The sequence below is a fragment of the Caulobacter sp. HMWF025 genome (genome assembly GCF_003060965.1).
GTDB lineage: Bacteria > Pseudomonadota > Alphaproteobacteria > Caulobacterales > Caulobacteraceae > Caulobacter.
On the sequence record NZ_QAII01000157.1, the window covers coordinates 1 to 2,446 of the forward strand.

Genomic DNA, 2,446 nt, shown 5'->3' on the forward strand with positions numbered 1-2,446 from the left:
CTCTCCCATAGGGAGAGGGTTGGGGTGAGGGGTTATAGCGTCTGCCGGCGTGCCGGCACGCCGGTTAGCGGTGAAACCTCTCACCCTCCCATCCCGGCCGTCGCCGGGCCGGGCCCCTCCCTCTCTCTAAGAGAGAGGGAATCAAATCACCCCGTCGCCATCGAAAAAATCGCATCCCGCGCCAGGTCCGGCCGTTCCATCGGCAGGAAGTGGCTGGTCCCGGCCACGGTTTCGATGATCACGTCCTTGCCCCGTTGCGCGAAGCTGTCGCCGGCCCGGCAGGTGGAGCCGGTCTCGGCCCGCAGGATGCGGACCGGTCCGGTCACGCGGCGGACAGCGCGCCAGGGATCGTGGGCCTGGGCGCTGTAGTTGGACGACTCCCAGGCTGGGGCGCAGGCCAGTTCGACCTTGCCGTCGTCGCGGTCAATGAAGCCGCCGTCGACATAGTCGACCAGCATGGTCTCGGGCCAGGTCCTGAAGGCTCCGCGGCCGGTATAGGCCGCCACCACCGCCTCGCGGCTGTCGAACACGGCGCGGCGGCGCAGGGCGGCCAGGGCGATGGGCATCTTTTTCCACAGTACGCCCGAGGTCCAGGGCGCGCGGGCATAGAGGGCCACCAGACGCGGCATGATCACCGGGTCAAACAGGACGAGGCCCTTGACGGCTTCGGGCCGGGCGGCGGCGGCGAGCAGGCTGACCGTGCCGCCCATCGAATGACCGGCCAGCACCACCGGCGGACCGTCCAGGGTCCTGAGCACGCCCAGCAGGTCGTCGCGCAGGTCCAGCCACGAGCGCCGCCCCTCGGTCCGGACCGGCAGGGGCGTGGCACCGTGGCCGCGCTGGTCGATGGCCAGCACCCGCAGCCCGGCCGACAGCGGGGCCAGCAGGCTGGTATAGGTCTGGGCGTTGAAGCCGTTGGCGTGGACGAAGACGACGTCGATGGGCCGGTCCTGGGGACCGAACTCCAGGGCGGCGACCTCGCCGGGACCCGTGGCGCCGTCGATGGCGATCAGGCGTCTTCGCGGCGCTCGGAAAACGGCTGCGTCCATCGACGGCGGTCCTTCTACTGGCTTACGCCTGGGTCAGTTGCCATTCGCCGGCCGTGTCGCGGCAGGCGCTGTAGCGTTCGGTGCTGGCGGCGGCACCCGAGGTCGAGATCGAGGCATCGATCACCCGGCACGAGGCGACGACCGTCTGCAGCGGGCGGACCAGCGAACTGGCCGCATAGCCGACGGCCGAGCCGTTCTGACCGACCAGCACCCAGCCACCGGCCGGCACCGCGCCCAGGGCGTCGAAGGCCTGGCCGGCGGTCAGCTTGCCGACGACGGCCGCCTTGGTCGAGGGACCGGCCCGCAGATTGGCCGCGCCGCTGGCGGCGTACTGACCGCCGAGGGCGTCATAGCTGGGCAGGGCCTGAACGCCGGAAGCGAAGCGCAGGTTGCGGCTGTCCACCGGCGGGCCATAGCTGGACGACAGCACCGCGATCCGGCCCGAAGCGCCCGTGCGCTTGTTGTACCAGGTCTGGGCCTCGCCGGTTTCCAGAGCCTTCTTTGTGGCCTGCTGGGCCAGGGCCGTATCGGTCGACTGCATCCGGCAGCCGATATAGGAGCCCGCCGCCGCGCCGGCCGCGGCCCCGACCAGGGCCCCGAGGGTCTTTTCGTTCTTGGCGACCTTGCTGCCGAGGAAGGCCCCGGCGGCCGCACCGATCAGGGCGCCGCCTTCCTGCTTCTTGCCCGACCCCTCGCAGGAGAACAGGCCGCCCAGCGGCTTGGACTGGGCCATGACGGGGGCCGGCACGACGGCGGCGCCGGATGCGACCAGGGCTGCGACGGCCAGGGCGAGGGGAGCGTTTGCAGTTTTCATCGGAGCGGTTCCTTCTCTGGGTCGGCGGGGGATCCGACCCGGTTCCGTAAAGTCAGTGTTGGCACCGGGCCCAGTCCGCGAGATAGTCCGTTATCAACGATAAGGGAGGACGGCATGAGCATCCACAGTGACGTGGACTATAGCTGTTTCAAGGTCGAGATCGAGGCGGGTGTGGCGCACATCCAGCTGAAACGTCCCGAAGCCATGAACACCATGACACGGGCCTTCTGGAACGAGCTGCCGGCCATCGTCAATCACATCAATGACAATGCCCTGGCCCGCTGCATCGTCATCTCCTCGACCGGCAAGCATTTCTGCGCCGGCATGGAGCTTTCGGTGTTCACCGACGGCGAAGGCGTGACCGCCGAGCGCAGCGGTGACCGCTATGTGGCCGCCGAGAGCTTCCGCTATCACGTCCACCACCTGCAGAACACGTTCAGCTGCCTGGACCGGGCCCGCATGCCGGTGATCGTCGCCATCCAGGGCGGCTGCATCGGCGGGGCGGTGGACTTCATCAGCGCCTGCGACATCCGCTATTCGACCAACGACGCCTTCTTCTGCATCCAGGAAATCAATATCGGCA

General features: G+C 68.8%; 3 protein-coding genes. 1 reads left to right on the forward strand and 2 read right to left on the reverse strand.

What is annotated here, in order from left to right; translation table 11 throughout:
- Nucleotides 1-146 precede the first annotated feature (146 nt).
- On the reverse strand, nt 147-1,049 hold the full coding sequence (locus DBR10_RS17035; RefSeq protein WP_108505932.1) for an alpha/beta fold hydrolase: 903 nt from the start codon (nt 1,047-1,049) through the stop codon (nt 147-149).
- 22 nt (nt 1,050-1,071) lie between these two features.
- Nucleotides 1,072-1,863, reverse strand: coding sequence for an SH3 domain-containing protein (locus DBR10_RS17040; RefSeq protein WP_108505933.1), 792 nt, complete (start codon nt 1,861-1,863; stop codon nt 1,072-1,074).
- 114 nt (nt 1,864-1,977) lie between these two features.
- On the opposite strand from DBR10_RS17040, the gene DBR10_RS17045 reads away from it, so the two are divergent.
- On the forward strand, nt 1,978-2,446 hold a 469-nt coding region (locus DBR10_RS17045), incomplete at its 3' end, for an enoyl-CoA hydratase-related protein (protein WP_199225357.1).